21 protein-coding genes are annotated in these 23,615 nt (G+C 71.4%); 12 read left to right on the top strand and 9 right to left on the bottom strand.

Features of this window, described 5'->3' with window-relative positions:
* Window positions 1-158: 158 nt before the first annotated feature.
* From ABD369_RS18735 to ABD369_RS18720, 4 genes are read right to left on the bottom strand one after another with little or no spacing between them, the layout of a single operon-like run.
* A complete protein-coding gene (locus ABD369_RS18735; protein ID WP_344637579.1) occupies window positions 159-1,175 on the bottom strand; it encodes a ketoacyl-ACP synthase III family protein in 1,017 nt (338 codons plus the stop codon).
* Entirely contained in the window at window positions 1,172-1,900 is a 729-nt protein-coding gene (locus ABD369_RS18730) for an SRPBCC family protein (protein ID WP_344637578.1), read from the bottom strand. Before ABD369_RS18730 ends, ABD369_RS18735 begins: the two co-directional genes overlap by 4 nt.
* Window positions 1,872-3,647, bottom strand: a complete 1,776-nt coding sequence (locus tag ABD369_RS18725; RefSeq protein ID WP_344637577.1) for a thiamine pyrophosphate-binding protein — start codon at window positions 3,645-3,647, stop codon at window positions 1,872-1,874. Before ABD369_RS18725 ends, ABD369_RS18730 begins: the two co-directional genes overlap by 29 nt.
* Complete coding sequence (locus tag ABD369_RS18720) at window positions 3,644-4,663, bottom strand: GlxA family transcriptional regulator (RefSeq protein ID WP_344637576.1); 1,020 nt, start codon at window positions 4,661-4,663, stop codon at window positions 3,644-3,646. Before ABD369_RS18720 ends, ABD369_RS18725 begins: the two co-directional genes overlap by 4 nt.
* Before the next feature lie 593 nt (window positions 4,664-5,256).
* Here ABD369_RS18720 and ABD369_RS18715 point away from each other — a divergent pair.
* On the top strand, window positions 5,257-5,790 hold the full coding sequence (locus tag ABD369_RS18715) for a hypothetical protein (RefSeq protein WP_344637575.1): 534 nt from the start codon (window positions 5,257-5,259) through the stop codon (window positions 5,788-5,790).
* A gap of 188 nt (window positions 5,791-5,978) precedes the next feature.
* Here the strand turns inward: ABD369_RS18715 and ABD369_RS18710 are convergent, their stop codons facing one another.
* The 3 genes from ABD369_RS18710 to ABD369_RS18700 form a co-directional block, all read right to left on the bottom strand.
* On the bottom strand, window positions 5,979-7,181 hold the full coding sequence (locus ABD369_RS18710) for a macrolide family glycosyltransferase (RefSeq protein ID WP_425557657.1): 1,203 nt from the start codon (window positions 7,179-7,181) through the stop codon (window positions 5,979-5,981).
* A gap of 137 nt (window positions 7,182-7,318) precedes the next feature.
* Window positions 7,319-7,462, bottom strand: coding sequence for a hypothetical protein (locus ABD369_RS18705; protein WP_344637573.1), 144 nt, complete (start codon window positions 7,460-7,462; stop codon window positions 7,319-7,321).
* A gap of 329 nt (window positions 7,463-7,791) precedes the next feature.
* Window positions 7,792-8,469, bottom strand: a complete 678-nt coding sequence (locus ABD369_RS18700) for a macro domain-containing protein (protein ID WP_344637572.1) — start codon at window positions 8,467-8,469, stop codon at window positions 7,792-7,794.
* Window positions 8,470-8,709: 240 nt separating this feature from the next.
* Between ABD369_RS18700 and ABD369_RS18695 the strand changes: the two genes are divergently transcribed.
* The 7 genes from ABD369_RS18695 (at window position 8,710) to ABD369_RS18665 (ending at window position 15,216) form a co-directional block, all read left to right on the top strand.
* On the top strand, window positions 8,710-10,326 hold the full coding sequence (locus ABD369_RS18695) for an ADP-ribosyltransferase domain-containing protein (RefSeq protein ID WP_344637571.1): 1,617 nt from the start codon (window positions 8,710-8,712) through the stop codon (window positions 10,324-10,326).
* Between the two features lie 168 nt (window positions 10,327-10,494).
* Window positions 10,495-11,385 (top strand): hypothetical protein, encoded by an 891-nt coding sequence (locus ABD369_RS18690; RefSeq protein WP_344637570.1) that lies wholly within the window; start codon window positions 10,495-10,497, stop codon window positions 11,383-11,385.
* Window positions 11,379-11,912 (top strand): GNAT family N-acetyltransferase, encoded by a 534-nt coding sequence (locus tag ABD369_RS18685; protein ID WP_344637569.1) that lies wholly within the window; start codon window positions 11,379-11,381, stop codon window positions 11,910-11,912. Before ABD369_RS18690 ends, ABD369_RS18685 begins: the two co-directional genes overlap by 7 nt.
* A 184-nt stretch (window positions 11,913-12,096) precedes the next feature.
* On the top strand, window positions 12,097-12,822 hold the full coding sequence (locus ABD369_RS18680) for a rhomboid family intramembrane serine protease (protein WP_344637568.1): 726 nt from the start codon (window positions 12,097-12,099) through the stop codon (window positions 12,820-12,822).
* A 379-nt stretch (window positions 12,823-13,201) separates the two neighbouring features.
* The gene (locus ABD369_RS18675; protein WP_344637567.1) at window positions 13,202-13,441 is read left to right on the top strand and encodes a hypothetical protein; all 240 of its coding nucleotides are present in this window, start codon (window positions 13,202-13,204) and stop codon (window positions 13,439-13,441) included.
* Complete coding sequence (locus tag ABD369_RS18670) at window positions 13,438-14,358, top strand: 1-phosphofructokinase family hexose kinase (protein WP_344637566.1); 921 nt, start codon at window positions 13,438-13,440, stop codon at window positions 14,356-14,358. The genes ABD369_RS18675 and ABD369_RS18670 overlap by 4 nt, the downstream gene beginning before the upstream one ends.
* 9 nt (window positions 14,359-14,367) lie before the next feature.
* Window positions 14,368-15,216, top strand: coding sequence for a class II fructose-bisphosphate aldolase (locus tag ABD369_RS18665; protein WP_344637565.1), 849 nt, complete (start codon window positions 14,368-14,370; stop codon window positions 15,214-15,216).
* A gap of 73 nt (window positions 15,217-15,289) precedes the next feature.
* Here ABD369_RS18665 and ABD369_RS18660 read toward each other — a convergent pair whose 3' ends face one another.
* Both ABD369_RS18660 and ABD369_RS18655 read right to left on the bottom strand, forming a co-directional pair.
* A complete protein-coding gene (locus ABD369_RS18660; RefSeq protein WP_344637564.1) occupies window positions 15,290-16,132 on the bottom strand; it encodes an ABC transporter permease in 843 nt (280 codons plus the stop codon).
* A 2-nt stretch (window positions 16,133-16,134) separates the two neighbouring features.
* Window positions 16,135-17,100, bottom strand: coding sequence for an ATP-binding cassette domain-containing protein (locus ABD369_RS18655; RefSeq protein WP_344637563.1), 966 nt, complete (start codon window positions 17,098-17,100; stop codon window positions 16,135-16,137).
* A gap of 420 nt (window positions 17,101-17,520) precedes the next feature.
* Between ABD369_RS18655 and ABD369_RS18650 the strand changes: the two genes are divergently transcribed.
* The 4 genes from ABD369_RS18650 to ABD369_RS18635 are packed head-to-tail and all read left to right on the top strand — an operon-like array spanning window position 17,521 to window position 23,603.
* Window positions 17,521-17,964: a pyridoxamine 5'-phosphate oxidase family protein gene (locus tag ABD369_RS18650; protein ID WP_344637562.1), complete on the top strand. Its 444-nt coding sequence runs from the start codon at window positions 17,521-17,523 to the stop codon at window positions 17,962-17,964.
* Window positions 17,965-18,011: 47 nt separating this feature from the next.
* Complete coding sequence (locus ABD369_RS18645; RefSeq protein ID WP_344637561.1) at window positions 18,012-21,062, top strand: amino acid adenylation domain-containing protein; 3,051 nt, start codon at window positions 18,012-18,014, stop codon at window positions 21,060-21,062.
* Between the two features lie 27 nt (window positions 21,063-21,089).
* Window positions 21,090-22,328 (top strand): cytochrome P450, encoded by a 1,239-nt coding sequence (locus ABD369_RS18640; RefSeq protein ID WP_344637560.1) that lies wholly within the window; start codon window positions 21,090-21,092, stop codon window positions 22,326-22,328.
* Window positions 22,329-22,370: 42 nt separating this feature from the next.
* On the top strand, window positions 22,371-23,603 hold the full coding sequence (locus ABD369_RS18635) for a cytochrome P450 (RefSeq protein WP_344637559.1): 1,233 nt from the start codon (window positions 22,371-22,373) through the stop codon (window positions 23,601-23,603).
* The last annotated feature ends 12 nt before the right edge of the window (window positions 23,604-23,615 follow it).

Here is a 23,615-nt window from a genome sequence, read left to right as displayed (position 1 = left end):
ACCTACCGCAGTGCGCCGGTAGAGATTCCCTTCGGGCCCTGCTGCTCACCGCCTGGACGCCCGGTTGCCCGGCCGTCCAGTACGCCCTCGACGTCCGGGCCGTCCGGCGGGAGGCAGCCGCAGCGTGACCGCTGGTGGAAGCCGGGATCGCCCCACCGTCAGGAAGCCGGCGTGCCCCACCGGATCGCCGCCGCACCCGCGTAGTCACCCGCGTGTGCGAAGCCGCCCAGCACCACCAGGTCGCCGTCCTTCACCTGCCCCGACCGCAGGGCCCGGTCCAGCGTGACGGGGATGGCGGCGCCGAAGAGGTTGCCGCAGCTGTCGAAGGTGTCGGGGTGCCGCTCGGGTGGAAGCCCCAGCGCCTGGCGCCAGTTGTGCAGGAACGTGCGGTTGGGCTGGTTGGTGACCAACAGGTCGATCTCCTCGGTGGGGACGGCGATCCGCCCGCAGACCTCGGCGACGATCTCGGGCACCAGGCGGTTTCCGCGTTCCAGGACCGTACTGACGCTCTCCTCGGTGAAGCCGATCCGCAGCTGGGACCGTCCTGGTTCCCAGTAGCGGCGCCCGTCGTCCAGGAGGGCGGTCATGTCACCGCCGTACGCGCCTATGTGACGGGCGGACACCTCAAGTACGGGCGAGGCCGTGGAGGTGGTGACGTAGCCGACTCCGCAGCCGTCGCCGGGAATTGCGGCCTGGGCGAGACGTCGTACCTCGGACTGGGTGAAGAGCTGGCCGGCGGATGTCTGCGCGTTGCATATCAGCGCCGTCCTGGCCTCGGTGCTGCGAAGGATCTGCCGGGCCAGCTCCAGCATGTGCACGAAGGAGGCGCAGCCCCCGTTGGCGATGTCGATCAGCCAGGACGGGTTCAGTCCGAGCCGGCGGGCGACCTCGGTGCCGGCGCCCACGAACGGGGTGTCGGGCAGCTGACTGTGCACCAGCAGAACGTCCACGGAGCGGATCTCGGTCCGGCCGTGCCGCTCGATCAGCGGCTGTACCGCTCGCTCCACCAGGTCCACATTGCTCTCCCCGGCCACGTGGTGCCTCAGCGGCGGGACCCGGAACATCGGGCTGTCCCTGAGCCGGTCCTCCGCGCCCGGGTGGTCGGTGTAGAAGGCGGCCGGGACGGGTTCCCCGGGCAGGTAGCCGGAGACGTCGGTGAGGCTGACCGTCCTCACTGCGCGACCGCCGGACCCGTGGCGGCACCCGCCGGGCGCGGCGGGACGCTCACCGGAAGACCGCCCAGGTGGCGGTGTTCCAGGATCGCCTTGAGGTTGGCCAGCTCCACCGTGTGGCCGGCGTAGAACAGGTCCCAGTACGCGCCCACCCAGGCCCGGTCCGGGCGCGGGGCGAGGTCGGGGCGGGGGTTGGCGTCGTAGAACGGGTGCCGGCAGTTCGTCCACGTGATCACGGAACCGGGCCGGTCCAGCACCAGCTCGGCGGGCACGACCCGCATCAGGTAGATCATCCAGAGCTTCTCGCCCTGGTCCCAGGAGCAGTGGAAGTCCACGGTCCTGGCCTCGGCATTGGTCTCCACCCGGCAGTAGATCCGGGTCTGCGCCTCCAGCAGATCGTCACCGACCCACAGCCCGGCGGTGCCGGTGGGCGCGAAGTTCCGCAGGCTGAAGGTCCACTCCTCCAGGTGGTGACCCTGCCTCAGGTACGCGTACGCCTCATCCGGCGGGCAGTCGACGTACTCGTGGATCGTGCAGTACCGCCCGTAGACCTCCTGGTGCGGGTAGGCCGGGCGGGTGAGCTCCGCGCAGCGGGCCGCCAGCACGGCCGGGTCGGTGTTCTCCACCCTGGTCAGCCCGGGAATCCCGGTCAGTCCGCGAACCTCGGTCGGGCCCGAAGGCCCGGTCAGGTGCGAAGGCTCAGCCGACGTGGACGGTGCGACGCTCATGGACGGACTCCTCGTGTTCGGCCGGCAAGTGGCCGGCGGCGGTCAGAAAGGGAAGGAACGGGGGAATCTCGGCGGGGTCGAGGTCCACTGCCACCAGGGCCGGACCGCTCCCCGCGTTGCTGCGCAGCAGCGCCCGGCGCAGCTGCGCGCCGGTCTCGGCCCGGCTGACGTCCAGGGTGGGGAACAGGCCCGCCACCCCTGCGGCGATGTCGGAGGGGAGGAACAGGTTGCCGGGGTGCGGGGCGCCCTGGAACAGCTGCTCGCGGGTGGCGCACATGGCGTGGGCGTTGTTGTTGAGGATCACGAAGGTGACCGGCGCGGCGTACTCGAGGGCGGTGTGCACCTCCATGCCGTGCATGAAGAAGGCGCCGTCGCCCGCGAGCACGTAGGTGCGCCGTCCGGTGGCGAGCGCCGCTCCGATGCCGGCGCCGAAGGTGTAGCCCATGCCGCCCATGCCGACGGCGACCACGAACCGCCCCCGGCGTGGGGCCGGGAGGCGGTGGATCGCGCTGGCGCCGGCGTTCCCGGCGTCCACGAAGACATGGGCGTCCGGGGGGAGCGCGTCCGCCACCGCCGCCACTGCCTCGGCGTGGGAGATGCCGTCGCTGGTGGGCGGGGTCGCCAGCGGGACCGGTCCGGCGTGCTCGGGGGCCGGGCGGCTGCCGGGAGCGAACCGGGCGGCCAGCCCGCGCAGCGTGTCGCGCAGATCGCCGGACAGGTGGAGCCCGGGGGAGCACGGGACGAACGGAGGCTCGGGACCGACGCAGATCACGGGCGTCCGGGCCAGCTCCTGCTCCAGTCCGCCACGGGCCATCACCGACAGCCGGGTGCCGACCAGCAGGCAGAGCCCGGCCCGCCGCAGGCAGTCCAGGACGTTGGGGTGCCCCATCACCCCGGCCACCCCGGCGAACCGCCGGTCGGTGTTGTCGAAGACGTCCTTGGCGTCCGGTACGACCGCGACCCAAGACCCCAACCTCCGGGCCAACTCAGCCAGTTCGACCTTCGCTCCGACCGTGGCGACACCCTCGCCGGCGATGATCAGCACCGGCCCGGCATCCCGGAGGCGCTCCGCCGCGAGGTCCAGCTGCCGCGGTAGCGTTCCCGGTTCGACGGGTGCGACGGGTTCGACCGGGAGCGCAGGTGGTGCGGGCCGAGGGGATGTCAGCGTGGCCTGCTGCACGTCCTTGGGCAGCAGCAGGACGGCGGGCCCCCGAGGATGCGCGTCGGCCGCCGCCAGCGCCCGAGCCAGCAGCCGCGGCAGGTCATCGGCCGCCTCGACCCGGGCGCAGAACCGGCTGACCGGCTCGAACACCGCACGGGCGTCGAGGGATCCGGCCCGCCCGCTGGAATCCTGGAAGGCGCCGCGCCCGTCCAGCGCGGTGGGCGGCTGCCCGACCAGGGCGAGCATCGGTACGCGTGAGGCGTAGGCCTCCGCCAGCCCCGGCAGCAGGTTCATCGCGCCGCCGCCGGAGGTGACCGCGACCACTCCGATCCGGCCGGTGGCGCGGGTGTGTCCGTCCGCCATCGTGACGGCGGAGAACTCGTGTTTGGCGATCACGGTACGCACCGCGCCGCCGGTGGCGTTCAGGGCGTCGTACAGGTCCTCGATGTTCGCGCCGCCGATGCCGAACACCTGCCGGACGCCGGCCCCGGCCAGAGCGGCCGCCAGGTGGTCGACGACGCGGACGGCGGTGGCTGCGGGAGCGATGGCGACCGCCTGCTGGGTCACCCGGATGTCGGTGGTCACGGGGTGGCACTCCTCTCCTCCGGAACGGTCGCGAGGACCAGGCCGGCCGGCGCCACGGCCTGGAAGCGCCGGCGGTACTCGTTCGGGGTGAGTTCCAGCGTCCGGCCGAAGGAGCGGAAGAACGTCTCGGCGGAGGCGAAGCCGCAGCGAACGGCTATCTGACCTGCCGTCAGTTTGGTGGATTCCAGGAGCTTGCGGGCCCGGGCGATGCGCATCTGCTCGATGTACTGGCCGGGCGGCGTGCCCACCTCGCGTCGGAACACCCGGGCGAAGTTGCGCACGCTCATGTTGGCGCGCTCGGCTATCTCGGGTACGGGAAGCGGCTGTTCGAGGTTCTCCAGGATCCACTCCTGGGCCGCGCGGATCGGCGGGCGGTCGGCGAGCTGGGCGTCCAGGATGGTGCTGAACTGCGACTGGCCGCCGTTCCGCTTGAAGAAGAGCACCAGGAAGCGCGCCACCTCCAGGGCGAAGGCCGCACCGTGGTCGGCCTCCACCAGTGCGAGGGTCATGTCGATCCCGGTGGCCACCCCGGCCGAGGTCACGTAGTTGCCGTCCCAGACGAAGATGGGCTCCCGCTCCACCGTCACCCGCGGGTACCGCCGGGCCAGTTCCTCGCAGTACGCCCAGTGGGTGGTGGCCCGCCGCCCGTCGAGCAGCCCCGCCTCGGCGAGGAGGAACGCACCGCCGCAGACCGACACGACCCGGCGCGAACGCGTGGCCGCCCGCCGGATCCAAGACACCAGATCCCGGTCGGCCAGCGCCTCGTAGAGACTCCAGCCACCCGGCACGAGGAGCGTGTCGATCGGCCCCTCACCCGCCTCCAGCGGCTCCGCCTCGATCACCATCCCCGCACTGGTCCGCACCCGTGGAGCGTCGGCCGAGACGAACTCGACCCGGTACCCGCCCTCGCCACCTGGACGCTGCCGGCCGGCGGTGTCGAACACCTCGGCCGGCCCCGCGATGTCCAGGGCCTGGACACCGGGGTAGACCACCACAACAACTCGTCGCTGAGACACCGTCACAGCCTGTGTCCGGATCCAGGGTGGCGGCAATGACGGCTTAGTGACGAATTCGGCCATCACGGCCGGTCACCACTCCGTCGACCAGCAGTGATGGCACAGCGTGACGATCGGATGTGAGGCGCGTCATAGTCGCCGTGCACGATCTGCTGCTCGCGTCACCCCGGGGCGAACCCGGCGGAGCCGTTCCGGAGCACCGGGACGCGGCCGGGGCGCCGGCGGTCCCGCCGGCTCGTCCGCGAGTTGAGGTACCGGGGAGGGAGCACCTCGTCCATGGTGGGATTCCGTTCTCGTCATCGGCGATTCCTGGGGCCGCAGCAAGTCCAGGACTGCTGTTCCTCGGGAAGGCGCAGGATCGCCTGAAGCCGGTCGCGGCGTGCGAGCGTCTCCGCCTGCTCGTTCTCGTTCGGTGGCCCTGGGCCGACTTGTCGGCCCGTGTCCGGAACTCGCCGCCCGGCCCGGGGGCATACCGGATCCGTACCACCGGTAGACCGGCTCTGAATCGGGCCTTCCTAGCTTCGGGGCTGCCAGGTCGCATCATCAGATCCACTTCCCCGAAGGCGACTTGCTCGACAGAAAGGGTTCGCCAGATGATCAGTCTCCGCACGCGTGCCTCGGCCCTCGCGGCCGTTGCCGCGATCGGGCTCGCTCTGACCACCGGAACGGCCAACGCCGCACCGGCCGAGCCGTTGAGGACCGGCCGACCTGCCATGACGGCGGCGGCGACGCTCAGCGGGGCGACCCAGATCGGCGTGAACAGCGTGCTGGCGAAGAACACCGCGTGGTACTCGCCGGACGGGAGCACCGCGCTCTGGGTCCAGGACGACGGCAACGTCGTGCTGTACCACAACAACAAGCCGGTGTGGGTGGCCAACGGTGTCATACCGAACGGCAACGTCCTGGTCATGCAGAACGACGGCAACCTGGTCGTCTACTCCGCCGCCAACGCGCCGCTGTGGTCGAGCGGGACGGCAGGCCACGCCGGTGCGTACCTCGCGATCTACAACGACGGTCACATGAACGTCGAGCAGAACGGCACCGTGCTCTGGACCTCCGTCCACGTGGTCGTCAACCCGTGCTGGGTCTTGTTCCCGAAGCCGTGGTGGTGCCCGACGTTCCCGTGACCGGCCTGCCGGCGGCTTGCCGTGCGGCCCGGGCCGGGCGCGGGATAAGGGGCTGTGGGCCGGGACCCCTGAGTCCCGGCCGAAGCAGCCGCCGAGTCCGACCGCGCCCCACTGCTCGGGTCGGGCCGCACCTCTCGTGCTGAAACGTCGTCGCCGCCCCGGCCGGCGGGGCAGCGACGACCGCATGGTCAGACCAGGGCCGCCTCGATCACGTCGGCGGCCTTGGCCGAGCTGCCGCCCGCGCGCACGTCGCGGCTGATCTCGGCCAGCCGGGCCGCCACCACCGGGTCGCCGTTCAGCTCCAGCACCGCGGAACGCAGCGCCTCGGCGGTGGCGTCCGCAGTGTCCAGCCGCCGTCCGACACCCAGCTCGACCAGCCGGTCCGCGTTGGCGAACTGGTCGGCGGCCTGTGGCACCGCGACCATCGGCAGCCCGCAGTACAGGCCCTCGCTGCATCCGCCCATCCCGGCGTGGGTCACGAAGGCGTCGGCCTCCTGGAGCACGGCGAACTGCGGCACCCAGCGGTGCACTTCGACGTTGGCCGGGATGTCCCCCAGTTCGGCCAGGTCGGTCGTCTTGCCGACCTGGAGCACGACGTGCCAACCGGGCAGGTCGCCGAAGGCCTTCAGGCATTCGCGGTAGAAGCCGGGCTGGTGGGTGAAGGCCGAACCGAGTGAGATCAGCAGCACCTTCTCCGCGCCCTCCGGACGGGTCCAGCCGCCCTGGTGCTCGCGGGGGCCGAGGCAGGGCCCGACGAAGGAGAAGACCTCGGGGTCCACCAGGTCGATCTTGGGTTGGAGGACCCGAGGGATGACCGCGATCGCGCGATCCGGGCGCAGCATGTACGCGAACGGGTCGGGGGACTCCAGCCCGTTCTCGAGCAGCCACTGTGCGAACCGCTCCTGGTACCCCTCCGTCGCCAGGGCGTCCCGTGCCATCTGGAACCGGTCCGCCATTTCCTGCTCGAAGCCGTCCCAGGCGACCATGGACGGCGAGATCGCCATGGCCGGTACGCCCCAGCCGTCGGCCAGCACCCGGCCCGCGTACGCCATGAAGTCGTACAGGACGAGGTCGGGCCGGTCGTCCTGGAACGCCTCCCGCAGCCGGGGCAGCATCGTCTTCGCGTCCTCCAGGATGAGGCCGTGCACATTGGCGCTGGTTTCGGGGTCGACCGCGCCCTTGAGGAACGGCAGGGTGGTGTCGTAGGGCACCAGCCGGGCGCCGGTGGACTCGATCTGCTCGGCGAACGAGGGGTCGTTGAGGTAGCTGACCCGGTGGCCGCGGGCGACCAGCTCCCGGATCACCTCCAGGCTGGGGTAGACGTGGCCGTGCGCCGGGATGTTGACCATGGCGATGTGTGCTGGGCGGGACATACCGGGTCCTCTCGTCATACGTTGTTAAGCGTCCTGCACCCGCAGCCTGACTCGCCGTCAGCTTTACTGTCAAAGGCAATACCTATCCTCGCCTCGCCGAAGCGTGCGGCGGCTATCGGCTCCCTGACTGCGGACCTCGATCAACTCCTCGTCCGTCATTCGCTCCAGCGCCCCGTACGGGTGCCGACGGCGAGGTCGGCCCGGCCCCCGGACTGCTCCCGCGCCCGCTTGATGACCGCACAGCCGTGCAACGGCCCATCCGGCAGCGCGGCGAGGATGAAGTGCGTGGCCTCGCTCATCACGCTTCGTCGTCTGCTCGCGCGCCGACCTTGTATCGACCGTCGAAGTAGGTGAAGAACCTTGGGGTGGCACGCGCCTGTCGGTCGGCGGACCTTCCGGATCGTCAGCAAGGTCTGCGTGGAGCTGGGTTCAGCGGGGCGCCCGGCGTGATCGCCGCTATGGGCCTGCTGGTGGCCGGGTGCCGGTTGAGGGCGTGTTCTCGACCTACCTGTGCCAGGGCTGGGACGCGAAGGTCCTGCACAAGGTCTGACGGGCGCCGAGGGGGCGGTGCGCGGCTCGGGCAGGACGACCCGAGCCGAAGGCCGTCGCGAGCTGGTCGAGCGCTCGGTCAGCGACGCGAAGTGCGGCGCGTGGGCGGTGTGATGCGTACCCGCTTCGCGGCGGGCGCCTCCTCGATGTCGTCGAGCTGCGCGATGACCGTGCTGCGCAGGTCGTCATAGTCCTCGAAGCAGTAGTCGTTGAACAGCGTGTATCCCGTCCACATCAGGTTGGCGCACACCTGCGCCGGCACCCGGCCGGTCTGGGCGCCCATGCCGACCAGCGCCACCGACTCGATGCTGCCAGGCGACTTCCTGTTCTGCTGGTGGATCGCCTGGAACGCGGCGGCGCAGGCCAGGGCCACGTTCAGAGTCTCGCTCACGTTCTGCGAGGACGCTTCCATCGTCGGTGCCGAGATCAGGAACTTCGGGTTGACCGCCCCGGACGGAACGCACACCGCGCTTCCCACCGGAAGCTTTCCCGCGAATTGGGCGCGTATCGCACGCTGGACGCGCAGTTGGACGCCCGCTCCGAGGTGCCGCTTGATGACCGCGTCGACCCCGCCGTCCATTCGGCCCCGGGAGTTGGTGGGGCTGACCCAGGCATCGACGTTCTCATCGAGGATCGATCCCTTGCGGATCTCGATCCCTGGGGTGTCGGCGAACGCCGCTCGCCACGCCTCCACCACCGTCGCGTTGATGTCGGTCAGCACCACCTTGAGCGGCGACTGCACGCGGTCGTTGGTCATGGTGCACTCCAATCGAGATACGGTCTCTCTGCCGATCAGGAAGCTACCGTGGCCCACTGACAAGGCAGGTGCGGCCGGCAGGCGCTGATCCGCACCGACTCCGGTGACGCGAAGGAGTCCGTCGCCCGGCTCACCGTGCCGTGCCGGTGCTGTCAGACCCGGGCGATATGACTGTGGAGTCCGCCAGGCAAGCTGACGGCCTCTCATCAGCACGGTTCGATGATCTGGAGTCCCTCCACAATGAGCGATGCCAACGCCCCCGCCCAGCCCGACCCGAACGACCCGCTGGCGCTCGCGGAACTCTTCAAGGGCGGCGGTGAACCGTGGCTTCCGCTGCTGAAGCCGGTCATCGAGGCGCAGCCCGACGCGGCCGCGTTCATCGGCCCGGGCCGCAGCCCGGAGGTCGTACCCGTCCGCGAACTGACCTTCCAGGCGCTCAAGCCCAATGCGCCGCACAAGTGGAAGGTCGTCATCTTCGGCCAGAACCCGTACCCGCGGCCGGAGAGTGCCACCGGCATCGCCATGTTCGACAACACCTTCCACGACTGGAAGGACAGCCAGTTCGGCAGGGTCGTCAGCATCCGCTGCATCATCAAGGCCGCGGCGATGTGGAAGTACGGCATTCCCAAGAAGACCCCGATCGCCGACATACGCGCGCTACTGAAGAAGCAGGACACCGTCCAGCCGCCGGAGTGGTTCCAGGCGATGCTCACACAGGGTGTGCTGCTGCTGAACGCGGCACTCACCACCAGCAGCGACGGGGCGACGGGAACCGACCGGCACACCGCGTTCTGGCGTCCGGTCGCCGAGCGGATCGTCGAAGAGATCCTCAAGGCCAAGCAGAACGCCGCCGAGGAGGACCGTGGGGTCGTCTTCGCGTGGTGGGGGGCACACGCGCGGAACCTGAAGAAGGTCGTCCTCCAGCTCCAGAAGAAGTACCCGGAGGTCGAAGTCCGGCACATCGACCACTCCAACCCCGCGGCGCAGGGTGACATCTTCTGCGACGGCGACCATTTCGGAATGGTGAACGACGCCCTCGCGTCGCTGGGCGCCGATGAGGTCGACTGGCTGCCGAGCAAGGGGTGGAACGAGCTCGCGGCGGAGACCGGCGGGACGGACAGCGACCTTGCCGAGCGCATGGGCGCGTTCATCGCGTCCACCATGGAGCTGCACCAGCTGTATCTGGAGCGACTCGCCAGCGTCAAGGACGAGGGGCTCGTCCTCCCCGCGATCACCGGTGTGTTCGACACCCCGATCATGGAGTTCCGCGACGCCGTGAGCCCGGTTGCCAAACTGCTCTCCGGTCTGGACCGGCATGTCCAGCGGTCGCACGAGTTCGGCAAGAGGCGGGCGGACGAAGCGACCGGCGGCCTGTCCGCCGACGCGATCGCCGCCCTCTACCTCTACACCTGCGAGTCCGCCTTCTACCGGGAGATCAACGCCATCCTGCGCTCCCCGGACCGGACCAGGCTCGTCCCGTACCTCCCGTACCTGCGGCTGCTGTTCTCGGCGGTGTCGCAACTCCCGGTCCGCGCCGAACCCTTGTGGCGCGGGGTGCCGCTGGACCTGCGTGCGCAGTACCCGCTCGGACGGACGGTGACCTGGTGGGGCGTCTCCTCGTGCACGTCCCAGCTCGGCGTGGCCAAGGCGTTCCTCGGCAGCCGCGGCAAGCGGACGCTGTTCGAGGTGGTCCCCGCCCGGGCCGTGGGAATCCGCGACTTCTCCGCGTTCACCGGCGAGGAGGAGTTCATCCTCCTGCCGGGCACGCAGCTGAAGGTGACGGACGTGAAGACCGAGCGCGGCGGTCTGTGCACCGTGACGCTGGCGGAGCTGGAAGAGCAGACCCTGGTGTCCTGACGCAGCGCCGGCACTCTGCGGAATGGATTGATCCGCATGCATGCGCGGAGTCCGGGCGCTCTGCTGCCGGAACCTCCCGCAGACGTGAAGCCTCTGGTAGGACAGCTCTCGTCACGGGACGCCGTCCAGGGCGACCGGAGGCTTCACGTCGTTTTCGGCACAGCAGAGATGACCGGAGGTCAGCACGTGCACCCGCAGTGTCCGCTCACCTATGAGGCGTTCCTCGACCGAGCCACCGCTGACCCCGACGTGGTCGGACTCATCCTCAAGGGTTCCCACACGCACGAGGGCATGGCCACCGGGCATTCCGATCACGACGTCTACCTCATCCTCGTGGACGACGCCACGACCGAGCTGGCCGCTCTCGACGGCTACCGTTCCGCCGCACTGGACGTCGTCGTCACCACGGTCGGCGGGCTCCGCCACCGTGGCGGCCTGGAGCGCTGCGCCCTGGCCCGGGCCCGTGTTCTGCTCGACCGGGCCGATGGCGAGATCACGGAGATCATTACGAGGAAGGGCCGACTCGGTGCCGAGGAAGCGCGCACGGCCGCCGCTCACCGGCTGGACGCCTACGCGAACTGGCTGTACCGCTCGGTGAAGAACGACCGCGACGGCCGCGGCCCGGCCGCCCACCTGGATGCCGCGGAGAGTCTCGGTCACCTGCTCGAACTGCTCTTCGCCCTCGACCGTCGGCCTCGCCCGTACAACAAGTACCTCGCATGGGAGTTGGAGAGGTTTTCCCTGCCGGGCTGGGACACCGGCATCCTGCTCGACACGATCGAGAAGATCCAGCGAACCGGTGACGTGTCCCTTCAACGACGGCTCTTCGCCCAGGTCGAGAAGACGGCCAGGGCAGCCGGCCACGCGGCGACGCTGGATGCCTGGGGCGAGGACCTGGCGCTGATGCGCCCCGCCGGCCAGGCGGGTCAGTGCCTCGTAGGGCGTCGGCGCAGCGCGGCATCCGGCAGGGCCCATAGCCTGGTCGGGCCGTTCGCCCGGGGTGGCCCGGAAAACCTGTGGCACCGACCCGGCCGGGGCGGGACCGTAGTGCCATGCTGATTACCCAATGTCAACAAGCCGATGTCGCGCTGCTCGAGGAGCATCTGCCGTCGCCGAGCCGGACTTCGTTCCACGCACAGCGCTTCGCCCGACAGGGAGTCGGCACCAGCACCTACCTGGTGGCCTGGCTGGCGGATCGCCCGGTCGCGAACGCCGAGATCCGCTGGAACGGGTGCGCCGCCACCGAGGTACGACAGGCCGTGCCCAACTGCCCCGAGATCAACGGACTTTCCGTCACCGAACCGCTGCGCGGCGGCGGCATCGGCACCGCGCTGATCCGCCATGCCGAGCGGCTGGCCGTCGAACGCGGCGTGCAGCGGATCGGCCTCGGAGTCGACGACGATGGAAACCCGCGGGCCGCAGCGCTCTACGCCCGGCTCGGGTACCGGCCCGTGGTCCGCTATCTCGACCGCTGGTCCTACACCGCCCACGACGGTGAAGTCCACGACATCGAAGACCCTTGCGTCTTTCTGGCGAAGGAGCTCACCTCCGCTCCGACGCCAGACCTTGGCGTACGTGTGCAGTGATGCGGGTGGCGCCGCGGGCGCGCGGTATGGCGGAGGCTGGCGCGATGTCAGGGTGCGGCTGTCGTGACAACCGTCACGACCAGCCCGTGATCATCTGCGCTGGTGCGGGGTCCTGCCCGATCGGGATGATGGGCTGCGTGAACGGGGCGAGGTCGCCCAAGGCTGTTCGGACGGGGGTCCGGCGATGTCGCCGCACGAGATCGGGTTGTACGCGAGCGCCGCTGTGGTGGTCAGTGTGGGACTGCGGACGCTGGTACTGGTCAGCCCCACGGACGGCTCCGGGGCCGGCGGTTCCGCGGGGAACGGTGGCTCGCCGGGCGAGGTGCTCGCCGTCGTCCGCGCCGCCCTGGCGCGGCGGCCCTGGGCCACCCTCACGCTGTTCGCGGTGATGGCGGTGATGGCCGTGGTCCAGTACGCGCTGCCCGCCGTGGTCGACGACTTGATCCGCCAGCCGGGTGCGCTGACCGACGGGCAGTGGTGGCGGGCTGGAACCGCACTACTGGTGCAGTCCTCGGGAATCACGCAGATCGCGTGCAACCTGCCGGCCCTGCTCGTGGTCGGCGCCGTAGCCGAGTCGGTCTTCGGGCGCTGGCGGACCCTGGCCGTCTTCCTCATCAGCGGCGTCCTCGCCCACGTGGTCAGCCTGGCCGGCTGGTCACCGCGAGGAGGCGGCGACTCGGTGGCCATCTGCGGCCTGGCGGGCGCCCTGGCCGTCACCTGCCTGCTGCGCGGGAAGGCCCTGGGCCTGATGTTCAAGGGCAGCTGGTTCGTGCTGCTCGTCCCCGCAGCCGGTCTGTTCCTGTGCGTGCTGCACAACAACCACGGCGTCGGACTGTTGGCGGGCTGCCTGCTCGGCCTGGTCCTCGCCGTCCGTACGAGGACCAGGCTTGCGCAGCCCGGCGCGGCGTGACCTGAAGCCACTGGGGCGCGGGTCGGCGGTTTCGCGCAACCCCGGCCGTGCCCTCCCAACTCCCAAGCGGATGAACCTATCTGAGTGCGGTGCAGTCGACGCCGCGCTCGCCGCAGATGCCGACCATAGCGCCAGGCCGGCCAGGTAACCGGGCCTCACCAGGTGGGCCTCGCGTTCGGGACCACCCGGTCCGCCACCGGGAATCCCGTCCCGCAGTCGGCGCAGGAGGCATGCCCGAACAGATACGACAGCCTTCGGGTGACCACCGGCAGACGTGCTCGATCCGGTCGGCAGTATTGCTCACAGTTGATCGATATCGCTATAAAGAGCTCAGCTTCGAGCAGGCGCTGGCGGCATTGTGCGCACAGGAGGGTCCGTCATGAACCACGTCGAGCGGTTCGATCCGGCCGCTGCCGGCATCGCGGTGCCGGGCACGGCCGACGAAGGGGCGGGAAGCTCGGTGCTCGCCGCCGACCTCGGCCGGAAGCGGTTACCGGTCCGACGCCAACTCGCCGAACATCCGGGCCTTCAGGGCGCCTTCGGCCACGACGTCCGGGCCGGCTGCCAGGGCGCGGCGCTGCCCGCCCGGGACCTGCTGAACGGGGAGGCCCGAGCGTGATCCTCACCGTCACGCTCAATGCCGCGCTCGACGTCACCCACCGCCTGGACCGGCTGCGCCGGTACGGCAGCAACCGGGTCCGCGACGTGGCGGAACGGGCCGGAGGCAAGGGCGTCAACGTCTCCCGGGTCCTGCACGCGCTCGGACAGCCCACCGTCGTGACCGGCCTGGCCGGCGGCCTCACCGGCGCCGCACTGCGCCGCGACCTCGTGGAAGCCGGACTGGCCGATCAGCTGCTGCCGATCGAGGGGGAGAGCCGCCGCACGGTTGCCGTGGTCGAGGAGCAGGCGGGCGACACCACGATCCTGCTGGAGCCCGGGCCGGTGGTCCGGCCCGGGGAATGGGCGCGCTTCCTGGGCCGCCTCGACGCGCTGCTGCCCGGCGCGGCGGCGGTGGTGTTCTCCGGCAGTCTGCCGCGCGGCGTGCCCGAGGACGCGTACGCCGTCCTGGTGCGCCGCGCGCACGCCCACGACGTGCCCGCGGTGGTGGACGCCGACGGCGCTGCCCTGCGCGCCGCGCTGCCCGCCGGCCCGGCGCTGGTCAAGCCGAACGCGGGAGAGCTGGCCGCCGCCACCGGCCTTGCCGATCCGGTCGCCGCCGCCCGTTCCCTGCGCGCCGCCGGCGCCGGAGCGGTGGTCGCCTCGCTCGGCCCCGATGGCCTCATCGCCCTTACACCGCACGGAGGTTGGCGAGCCCGATCGCCCGAGCGGCTGGCTGGCAATCCGACCGGCGCCGGGGACGCCGCGGTGGCCGCCCTCACCCTCGGGCTGGTCGCCGGTGCTCCCTGGCCGGACCTGCTGGCCGAGGCGGTGGCGCTCTCCGCGGCCGCCGTCGCTGCGCCGCTGGCCGGCGAGTTCGACCCCGCCGTCCACCGACGCCTGCGATCGCTGGTGGACGTCCGACCCCTTCGTACCTGAGGAGTTCCCGTGCCCCTGACCGGTACCGGCGCCATCGTCACCCCCGCTGTGAGCGCCGCGCGCGGGGTCGGCGCGTTCAACGTCATCCAGCTCGAACACGCCCAGGCCATCGTGGCCGGTGCCGAGGCAGCCGGATCGCCGGTGGTGCTGCAGCTGAGCGAGAACGCCGTCCGCTACCACGGTGCGCTCGCCCCCGTCGGCTCCGCGGTGCTGGCCGTCGCCCGCGCCGCCGAAGTGCCGGTGGCCGTCCATCTCGACCATGCGACCCGCCCGGAACTCGTCTACGAGGCTGTGGAGTTGGGATTCTCCTCGGTCATGTTCGACGCCTCCGCGCTGGACTACGAGGAGAACGTGCGCACCACCGCCGAGGTGGTCGCGCACTGCCACGCCGCTGGTGCCTGGGTGGAGGCCGAACTCGGGAAGGTCGGCGGCAAGGACGGTGTGCACGCGCCGGGCGTCCGGACCGACCCGGGCGAGGCCGCGGCCTTCGTCACCGCCACCGGAGTCGACGCGCTCGCCGTGGCCGTCGGCACCTCGCACGCCATGCTCACCCGCGACGCCGCGCTCGACTTCGAGCTCATCGCCGCGCTGCGCAAGGCCGTTCCGGTGCCGCTGGTGCTGCACGGCTCGTCCGGAGTGGGCGATGAGCACCTGAGCCGCGCCATCGAGCACGGCATGACCAAAGTCAACATCGCCACCCACCTGAACAAGGTCTTCACCACCGCGGTCCGCCGGGCTCTCGCCGAGAACGCGGAACTGGTCGACACCCGCCGGTACCTCGGGGCCGGACGAACGGCCGTGGCGGGCGAGGTCACCCGGCTTCTCGGCGTACTGAAGGCGGTGCCTTCCACGGCCTGAGCCCGGTCGGAACCTCAGGGCATCGGACGCGCCACAGGCCCGGCGGCGCGGCGCTGACACGCCGGTCGGCCGATCATCCTGTCGCGTTGCGGTACTTGCGCACCGACAGCCAGGAGAACAGCCCCAGGATCAGCAGCGACCAGAGCGTGGACGCCGCGACCGGATGCTGCATCGGCCAGGCGGGCGCGCCGTCCGCCCCCGGATTGCCGAACAGGTTCCGGCAGGCCTGGACGGTCGCGCTGAACGGGTTCCAGTAGGCGATCGCCTGCAGCCAGCCCGGCATGGTGTTCACCGGCACGAAGGCGTTGGAGAGGAAGGTGAGCGGGAAGAGCCAGATCAGGCCCGCCGAGGTGGCGGCCTCCGGGCTGCGCACCGACAGGCCGATCAGCGCCCCGATCCAGGAGAAGGCGTAGCCGAGCAGGAGCAGCAGCAGGAAGGCACCCAGCGCCGCGAGCACCCCGTGGTGCGCCCTCCATCCCACCAGCAGCGCCACGATCGCCAGCACCAGCAGGATGAAGGCGCTCTGCACCAGGTCGGCCAGGGTCCGCCCGGCGAGCACCGCCGAGCGCGCCATGGGCAGCGAGCGGAAGCGGTCCACCAGACCCTTGGTCATGTCCTCCGCGATGCCGGCGGAGGCACCCGCCACCGCGAAGGTGACCGTCTGGGCGAAGATCCCCGCCATCAGGAACTCCCGGTAGCCCCCGCCCGGTACCTTGATCGCGCCGCCCATCACGTACGAGAAGAGCAGCACGAACATCACCGGCTGCAGCAGCCCGAAGACCACGATCTCGGGAATCCGGGTCATCCGGCGCAGGTTGCGCTTCGCGACCACCCAGGAGTCGCGCGCCATCTGGACGAGTCCGCCCCGCGGCTGCGGAATCCCGGGTCCCCCCGCCAGGTCGGTGACGACCGTCATGGTCATGCGTCCTTTCCGGGGCCGGTCTCCTCGGCCGCGTGGCCGGTCAGGAAGAGGAAGACGTCGTCGAGGGTGGGCCTGCCCAGGCCGATGTCGTCGATGAGGATGTCCCGTCCGTCCAACTCGCGGATGACGTCGGCGAGCACCCGGGCGCCCCCGCGCACCGGCACGGTGATCCGCCGGGTGTGCTGCTCCACACTGAGCCGGCCCGTCCCGTACGGGGTGAGCGCCGCGACGGCCGCACCGATCAGCTCGCGCTCGTGGACCACCACTTCCACCCGCTCGCCGCCGATCCTGGCCTTGAGGTCGTCGGCACAGCCGCGTGCGATCACCCGGCCGTGGTCGACCACGGCGATGTCGTGCGCCAGCCGGTCGGCCTCCTCGAGGTACTGGGTGGTGAGCAGCAGGGTGGTGCCCTCGGTCACCAGCGTCTCGATGACCTTCCAGAGCGCCAGCCGGTTGCGCGGGTCCAGGCCGGTGGTGGGTTCGTCGAGGAACATCACCGGGGGCCGCACCACCAGCGCGGCCGCCAGGTCGAGCCGGCGGCGCATACCGCCGGAGTAGGTCTTGGCCAGCCGGTCGGCCGCCTCGGCGAGGTCGAACGACTCCAGCAGCTCCCGGGCGCGCGCCTTGGCGTCCCTGGTCCGCATCTGGTAGAGCTCGCCGACCATCTGGAGGTTCTCCCGGCCGGTGAGGTACTCGTCGACCGCCGCGTACTGGCCGCAGAGGCCCATCAGGCTGCGGACCCGGCCGGGGTGTCTGAGCACGTCCACTCCCGCCACCTGGGCGCGGCCCGCGTCGGGCCGCAACAGGGTGGTGAGCACCCGCACCGCGGTGCTCTTGCCGGCGCCGTTGGGGCCGAGCAGACCCAGCACCGTCCCCTCCGGCACGTCCAGGTCGACCCCGTCCAGGGCCCGTACGTCGCCGAAGGTCTTCACCAGGCCCTCGGCTCGGATGGCTGCCCTCATGTGCCTCTTCCTCCTCCCGGTGAACCACCTGACGGTTGGGCCGCTCCCAGCACCTGGCAGGACCTCTCATTGTGCTTTCCGGCGGGGGCACGGCCCGGTAGCCCACGCGTCCCGTCGACCACCCCGGCCGACGACCGGCGGTCCGCTGCCGCCGGGCACCCGGGAGGCGGAAGCACCCCGTCCTCGCCCCCGTCCGGATGCGAGCCACCCGGGTGTGATGAAAGGTTGGAGGAGGACTGGTCCCCGCCCCGGCCGGGCCACGGGTCGTCGACGGCCCGGTGCACCGCCGAGGGCGACCGAGGACCCGCACAGAGCCGCGGCGCCGGCGCGGCGCCCGGCCGGAGGTCACCCCGTCCTTCGCACCACGTCAACACCGGATGCGTTCCCTGCCGAATCGAGGCGGTACCAGTGGATCTCAGGATGTCGGTCGAAGACCGGGAGAAGTTCCTCGCCGGCCTGCACGTGGGGATCCTGGGAGTGGACGATCCGCGCAACGGCGGTGGGCCGTTGCTGGTACCGCTCTGGTACTCCTACCGGCCCGGTGGGCTGGTGACGATCCAGACCGGGCGGGAAACGCAGAAGGCGCGGCTCATCCGCGGCGCGGGCCGGTTCAGCCTCTGCGCGCAGGACGAGACGGCACCCTACCGCTACGTCAGTGTGGAGGGGCCGGTGGTGGCCGTCGAGGACCCGCTGCCGCCGGCCGAACGCGAGGAACTGGCCCGCCGGTACCTGGACCCGGACACGGCGGAGGCGTACCTGGCGGCCAATCAAGGGCAACTGGCCGACGACGTCCTCATCCGCATGAGGCCCCGGAGATGGCGGACCGCCGACTTCGCCGCCTTCGCCGAGGAGTTCGAACAGTAGCTTCCCGTGCCACGTGGTCCATGCGCGGCAGAGAGCGTGATCTTCCGATGGACACTCAGACATTGACGCATCAGGCGGCGGCCGAGCAGACCGGGACGGGGTGCTATCCACGCGATCGCTGTCTACACGAGCTGTTCGATGCCCGGGCGGCGCACCGCCCGCAGGACACCGCCTCCGTGCGGCACGGTCGCAGCATCAGCTACGGCGAACTCAGAATCCGCTCCGACACGCTGGCCGCCCGGCTGCACGACTCCGGTGTGCGGCACGGTGACAAGGTCGGCGTGTGCGGAAGCCGGTCGCCGGAAGCACTGGTCGCCTTCCTGGGCATCCTCAAGACCGGCGCGGCGTACGTTCCGCTCGACGACACCTCACCGCCCGCGCGCCTGCAGGCGATGGCCGAGGACGCCGGCGTGCACACCGTCGTCACGCTGCCCGGCAGCACCCGCCGCATCCGGCGCGTGCGCACCCGCATCGACCTGGGCGGCCTCGCGGCGACCGCGCCGGTCGCGGTACCGCAGGCCCGGGTACACCCAGTGGACTGCGCCTACGTGATGTTCACCTCCGGCTCGACCGGCCGCCCCAAACCGGTGGCGATCCCGCACCGCGGCGTCGTCCGGCTGGCCGCCTCCGACCTGGTCGGGCAGCGGCCGCGGCCCGGTGAGCGGGTGCTGCACGCCTACGGCCTCTCCTCGGACGCCTCCTCGATCGAGATCTGGCCCGCGCTGCTGGCCGGCGCCTGCATCGTGATCGCCGAGCAGGAGGAACTGCTGTCACCGGCCGCGCTGGAGTCACTGCTGCTCTCCGAGCGGGTCGGCATCGCCTACCTCACCACCGGAGTGTTCCACCACATCGCGCGCACCAGGCCGTCGGCACTGCGGTCGCTGCGGTTCGTCTCCGCCGGCGGTGAGGCGATGGACGCGGAGCTGGCCCGCGCGATACTGGAGGCCTGTCCGGACACCACCGTGGTCAACTTCTACGGTCCGACCGAGAACAGCGTGGTCTCGACCGCACACCTGGTGCACGACCTGGCTCCCGAGGTGACGGCCGTGCCGATCGGCCACCCGTTGGAGAACTCCACCTGCCGCGTGCTGCGCGCGGACGGCACGCCCGCAGGCGTGGGCGAGGAGGGTGAACTCCTCGTCGGCGGAGACGGGCTCGCACTCGGGTACCTCGGCGACCCCGAGCTGACCGCCGAGCGCTTCGTCGACGACCTCGTCGAGCCCGGCGCGCGGCTCTACCGCACCGGTGACCGGGTGGTCCGGCGCGCGGACGGCGCACTGGAGTACCGGGCCCGGATGGACCGGCAGATCAAACTGCGCGGGCACCGCATCGAGCCGGACGAGGTGGAGACGCGGCTGCGGGCGGACGACGCGGTGGGCGAGGCCGTCGTCGAACGTGACGGCGACGCCCTGATCGGATACGTGACGCCGGCCCGCCCCGGCCAGGCGCTGCCCCTGGACCGCATCCGCGGCTCCCTCGCAGGCTGGCTGCCCGCAGCCGCGGTGCCCGCGCGGCTGGTCGAGGTCGCGCGGTTCCCGGTGACCGCGGGGGGCAAGGTCGACCGCCACCGGCTGCGCAGGCTGGCGGCGACCGGGCCGGCCGCCACCCCGGTCGCGGTGGACGGCCCCGGTCCCGGTCCGCAGGACACCCTGGCGAGGGTCTGGCAGCTGGTGCTGGGCGTGCACCCGGCACCGGGAGACGGCTTCTTCGACATCGGCGGTGACTCCCTGCTGGCAGCCGAGGTCGTCACCCGTACGCTGACCGCCTTCGACCTCGACGCCAGGTACGGCCGCACCCTGGTCCACAGCCTGCTGCGCCACCCCACGCTGGAGGAGTTCACCGCGGCCGTCGCCACCGTCAAGGACCGGCACGGCGGCGAGGGAGCCGACACGCGCCCGGTGGACTTCCGAGCCGAAGCGCGGCTGGGCTTCACCCTCCCGCCGCAGCGCGGACCGGACCCGGACTGGCGGCACCCCGGGGAGGTGCTGCTCACCGGCGCCTCCGGATTCGTCGGCGCCTTCCTGCTGCTCGGGCTGCTGCGCCGAACCGACGCCCGGGTGCACTGCCCGGTGCGCAGCCGGGACCGCGCCCACGCCCGGCAGAAGGTGACGCGGAACCTGGCCCGCTTCGGCCTGGCCACCGCCGAAACCGCCGATCGCACCGTGTGCTTCCCCGCCGACCTCGCCGAGCCCGGCCTCGGTCTGGAACCGAGCCATGCCGAGGAACTCGCCGACACCCTCGACCTGGTGGTCCACGCGGCCGCGCAGGTCAACTTCCTCTATCCGTACGATGCGCTGCGCCGCGCCAACGTGGAGGGCACCAGGGAACTGGTACGGCTGGCGGCCGGACGCCGGGTGCCGGTGCACTTCCTCTCCACCATCGCGGTGCTGGCCGGCTTCGGGACCGCCGGCGTGCGGCACGTCGACGAGGACCTGCCGCTCGACCACGCCGACTGCCTCACCATGGGCTACGCCGAGAGCAAGTGGGTCGCCGAAGAGGTGCTGCGCGCCGCCGCGGGCCAGGGCCTGCCGGCGGCGGTCTACCGGCCGTACGAGATCACCGGGGAGCGGCGGACCGGCGCCTGCAACACCGACACCGCGATCTGCTCGCTGTTCAAGACGATCAGCGAGACGGGGCTGGCCCCCGACATCCCGCTGCCGCTGGACTTCGTCCCGGTGGACTACCTGGCCGACGCCCTGGTGCACATCGCCACCACGCACCGCACCACGCGCCGGACCTACCACCTGACCAATCCCCGCCCGGCGAGCCTGTGCGACATGCTCGACCGGATGGACGCCGCGGGCCACCGGATCCGCCGGCTCCCCTACGAGGAGTGGGTGGGCGAACTCGTCCGCCATGTCGCACAGCACCCCACGAGCCCCACGGCCCCGTTCGTCTCGCTGTGCGTGGACCGCTGCAGGCAGGCCGACATGTCCGTCAAGGAGATGTACTTCGAAGGCACCTTCCCGACCGTGGGGCGGGCCAACGTCGAACGTGACCTGGCCGCTTCGGGCCTGCGCTGTCCTCCGGTCGACGCGGAACTGCTGGACCGCTACCTGGAGTACTTCTACGCCACCGGCTACATCGAGCGCCCGTAGCCGGAGCAGCCGGGAAGGGGAGCGCGCATGACCGCACAGTCACCCGGTGCGCGGGGAAGCGGACCCGAGCCGGACGTCCTGGACTTCCCGCTCCCGCCGCCGGGCACCATGGGGCCGCCCGCGGAGGCCGCGCGGCTGCGCGAGAACTGCCCACTGGCGAGGGTCAGGATGCCGATGGACGCGACCGCCTGGTACGCCACCCGGTACGAGGACGTCCGGATGCTGCTCGCGGACCCCCGGCTGATCAGGCCGACCATCAACGACTGGCCGTCGCGCCCCGGGCAGCCCGCGGACGACGGGCCGCGCCTGGTCACGATCGCCGAACTCGACGGCCCCCGGCACGCGGCCCTGCGCCGGGCCCTGGCCCACCCGTTCAGCTCCCGGGCCGTGCGGGACCACCTGCCGCGCATCCGCCGGCTCGCCGAACGACTCCTGCGGGAATTCCATGAGGACGGCCCACCCGGCGATCTGGTCGCCGGCTTCACCGACCCCTTCCCCCTGCTGGTGCTGTGCGACCTGGTGGGTATCCCCTTCGAGGACCGGGACTGGTTCCTGCCGGTGCTGGAAGCGGCCCTCGGCGGGATGGTGACCTCGCAGGAGGGGCGCCGGGTCACCGATCTGCTGCGCGGGTACGTGGGCGAACTGATCGCCCGCAAGCGGAACCGGCCCGGCGACGACGTCCTGACGCAGCTGGTCCGCCAGTGCGACGACGGAGCGCTGACCCACGACGACGTGATGGCGTTCGGGCTGTCCATGCTCACCGTCGGCTTCGGCATCAGCAGCTTCTTCCTGGCCGACTCGGTGCACACCCTGCTGGAGCGGCCGGACCTGTGGGCCCACCTGCGCGACGACCGGGAGTCGATGCCCGGCGCGGTGGAGGAGTTCCTGCGCTACATGCCGGTGATGAACGGCACCGTGGTCCTCCTGGCGACCGAGGACATCGAGTTGCACGGGCGGACGATCGGCAAGGGCGACGCAGTCATCCCCGTGCCGGCCTCCGCCAACCGGGACGAGCGGGTCTTCGCCGACGCCGACCGGCTCGACCTGAGCCGGACCGGCGCGATCACGGGCCACGGGGGCCATCTCGCCTTCGGCCGGGGGACCCACAACTGCCTGGGCGCCCATCTGGCACGCGCCGAACTGACCGTCGGTCTGGAGGCGTTGCTCGACTTCTTCCCGCGACTGCACCTGGCCGAAGGACGGGAACCCACCTGGGACGACGAATCCGTGACCAAGTCACCGCTGACCCTCCCGGTCAGCTGGTGAGGCCGACCCGGCCACCTCGCACCCGACCAGGGGAGCCAGCCAGTGAGCAGCACACCGCCGGAACCCGCCATCGAGTGGCCCGTCATCGACCTGCCCCTCCCGCCGCCGGGCACCATGGGGCCGCCCGAGCAGTACGGGTGGCTGCGCCGCCAGTGCCCGCTGGCGCAGGTCCGGCTGCCGGCCGGCGCCACCGCCTGGTACGCCACCCGCTACGAGGACGTCCGGGACCTGATCGCGGACCCCCGGCTGATCAGGCCGACCATCAACGACTGGCCGCCCCGGCACGACCGGGCCGCCGACGACGAGCCGGGCCTGATCACGATGATGGAACTGGACGGCCCCCGGCACGCGGCCCTGCGCCGGGCCCTGGCCGAGCCGTTCAGCGTCCGGTCCATCCGGCGCCGGCTGCCGCGGCTGCGCCGGTCGGCCGACCGGCTGCTGGACGAGTTCGTGGCCGGCGGGCAGCCCGGTGACCTGGTCGGCGGCTTCCTGGAGCCCTTTCCGCTGCTGGCCATGTGTGAGCTGGTGGGCATCCCCTACGAGGACCGCGAGTACTTCCTGCCCAGGGCGGACGCCGCCCTCGGGGCGATTCTCACCCTGGACGAGGGCCGCCAGGTCACCGCCCAACTGCGCGATTACATCGCGTCGTTGCTCGATCGCAAGCGGCGCGAGCGGGCCGACGACATCCTCACCGAGCTGGTCCACGCGTGCGGGCGCGGCAGCCTGGACGGGGAGAGCGTGGTGAACTTCGGACTCTCGATGCTGGTCGCCGGCTACCGGACGAGCACCATGTTCCTGGGGGACGCCGTGGTGGCGCTGCTGACCGTGCCCGGCCAGTACGCCCGACTGCGTGACGACCGCGGCGTGATGCCCGGCGCGGTGGAGGAACTCCTGCGGTTCATACCGGTGATGAACGGTGTCGTGGTCCTCCAGGCCGTCGAGGACATCGAGTTGCACGGGAGGAGGATCCGCGCGGGCGACGCCGTACTGCCCGTCCTCGCCTCCGCCAACCGGGACGAGCGGGTGTTCGCCGACGCCGACCGGCTCGACCTGTGCCGAGCGGACAACCCGCACCTCACCTTCGGCCGGGGCGCGCACAACTGCATCGGCGCGCACCTGGCCCGGGCCCAGCTGACCGTGGGACTCCAGGCGCTGCTGGACCGCTTCCCGGACCTGCGCGTGCCCGACGGCCACCACCCCACCTGGGACGACGAATCCCCGAGCAAGTCACCGCTCACCCTCCCGGTCAGCTGGTGCGCCACCGACGCCGCGTAGGAGGCAGCCCTG

The organism is Kitasatospora cystarginea (assembly GCF_039533515.1).
GTDB lineage: Bacteria > Actinomycetota > Actinomycetes > Streptomycetales > Streptomycetaceae > Kitasatospora > Kitasatospora cystarginea.
The sequence above is the reverse complement of the archived record's forward strand: the minus strand, read 5'-3'. Positions and strand labels throughout refer to the sequence as shown.

What these genes read in the sequence shown, in the direction of transcription:
- ABD369_RS18650 (WP_344637562.1), top strand. Translation starts at nt 17,521, where the DNA reads ATGTCGGTCGAAGACCGGGAGAAGTTCCTCGCCGGCCTGCACGTGGGG.
- ABD369_RS18640 (WP_344637560.1), top strand. Translation starts at nt 21,090, where the DNA reads ATGACCGCACAGTCACCCGGTGCGCGGGGAAGCGGACCCGAGCCGGAC.
- ABD369_RS18730 (WP_344637578.1), bottom strand. Translation starts at nt 1,900, where the DNA reads ATGAGCGTCGCACCGTCCACGTCGGCTGAGCCTTCGCACCTGACCGGG.
- ABD369_RS18690 (WP_344637570.1), top strand. Translation starts at nt 10,495, where the DNA reads ATGACCGGAGGTCAGCACGTGCACCCGCAGTGTCCGCTCACCTATGAG.
- ABD369_RS18675 (WP_344637567.1), top strand. Translation starts at nt 13,202, where the DNA reads ATGAACCACGTCGAGCGGTTCGATCCGGCCGCTGCCGGCATCGCGGTG.
- ABD369_RS18715 (WP_344637575.1), top strand. Translation starts at nt 5,257, where the DNA reads ATGATCAGTCTCCGCACGCGTGCCTCGGCCCTCGCGGCCGTTGCCGCG.
- ABD369_RS18685 (WP_344637569.1), top strand. Translation starts at nt 11,379, where the DNA reads ATGCTGATTACCCAATGTCAACAAGCCGATGTCGCGCTGCTCGAGGAG.
- ABD369_RS18645 (WP_344637561.1), top strand. Translation starts at nt 18,012, where the DNA reads ATGGACACTCAGACATTGACGCATCAGGCGGCGGCCGAGCAGACCGGG.
- ABD369_RS18695 (WP_344637571.1), top strand. Translation starts at nt 8,710, where the DNA reads ATGAGCGATGCCAACGCCCCCGCCCAGCCCGACCCGAACGACCCGCTG.
- ABD369_RS18655 (WP_344637563.1), bottom strand. Translation starts at nt 17,100, where the DNA reads ATGAGGGCAGCCATCCGAGCCGAGGGCCTGGTGAAGACCTTCGGCGAC.
- ABD369_RS18710 (WP_425557657.1), bottom strand. Translation starts at nt 7,181, where the DNA reads ATGACGAGAGGACCCGGTATGTCCCGCCCAGCACACATCGCCATGGTC.
- ABD369_RS18660 (WP_344637564.1), bottom strand. Translation starts at nt 16,132, where the DNA reads ATGACGGTCGTCACCGACCTGGCGGGGGGACCCGGGATTCCGCAGCCG.
- ABD369_RS18705 (WP_344637573.1), bottom strand. Translation starts at nt 7,462, where the DNA reads ATGAGCGAGGCCACGCACTTCATCCTCGCCGCGCTGCCGGATGGGCCG.
- ABD369_RS18680 (WP_344637568.1), top strand. Translation starts at nt 12,097, where the DNA reads ATGTCGCCGCACGAGATCGGGTTGTACGCGAGCGCCGCTGTGGTGGTC.
- ABD369_RS18700 (WP_344637572.1), bottom strand. Translation starts at nt 8,469, where the DNA reads ATGACCAACGACCGCGTGCAGTCGCCGCTCAAGGTGGTGCTGACCGAC.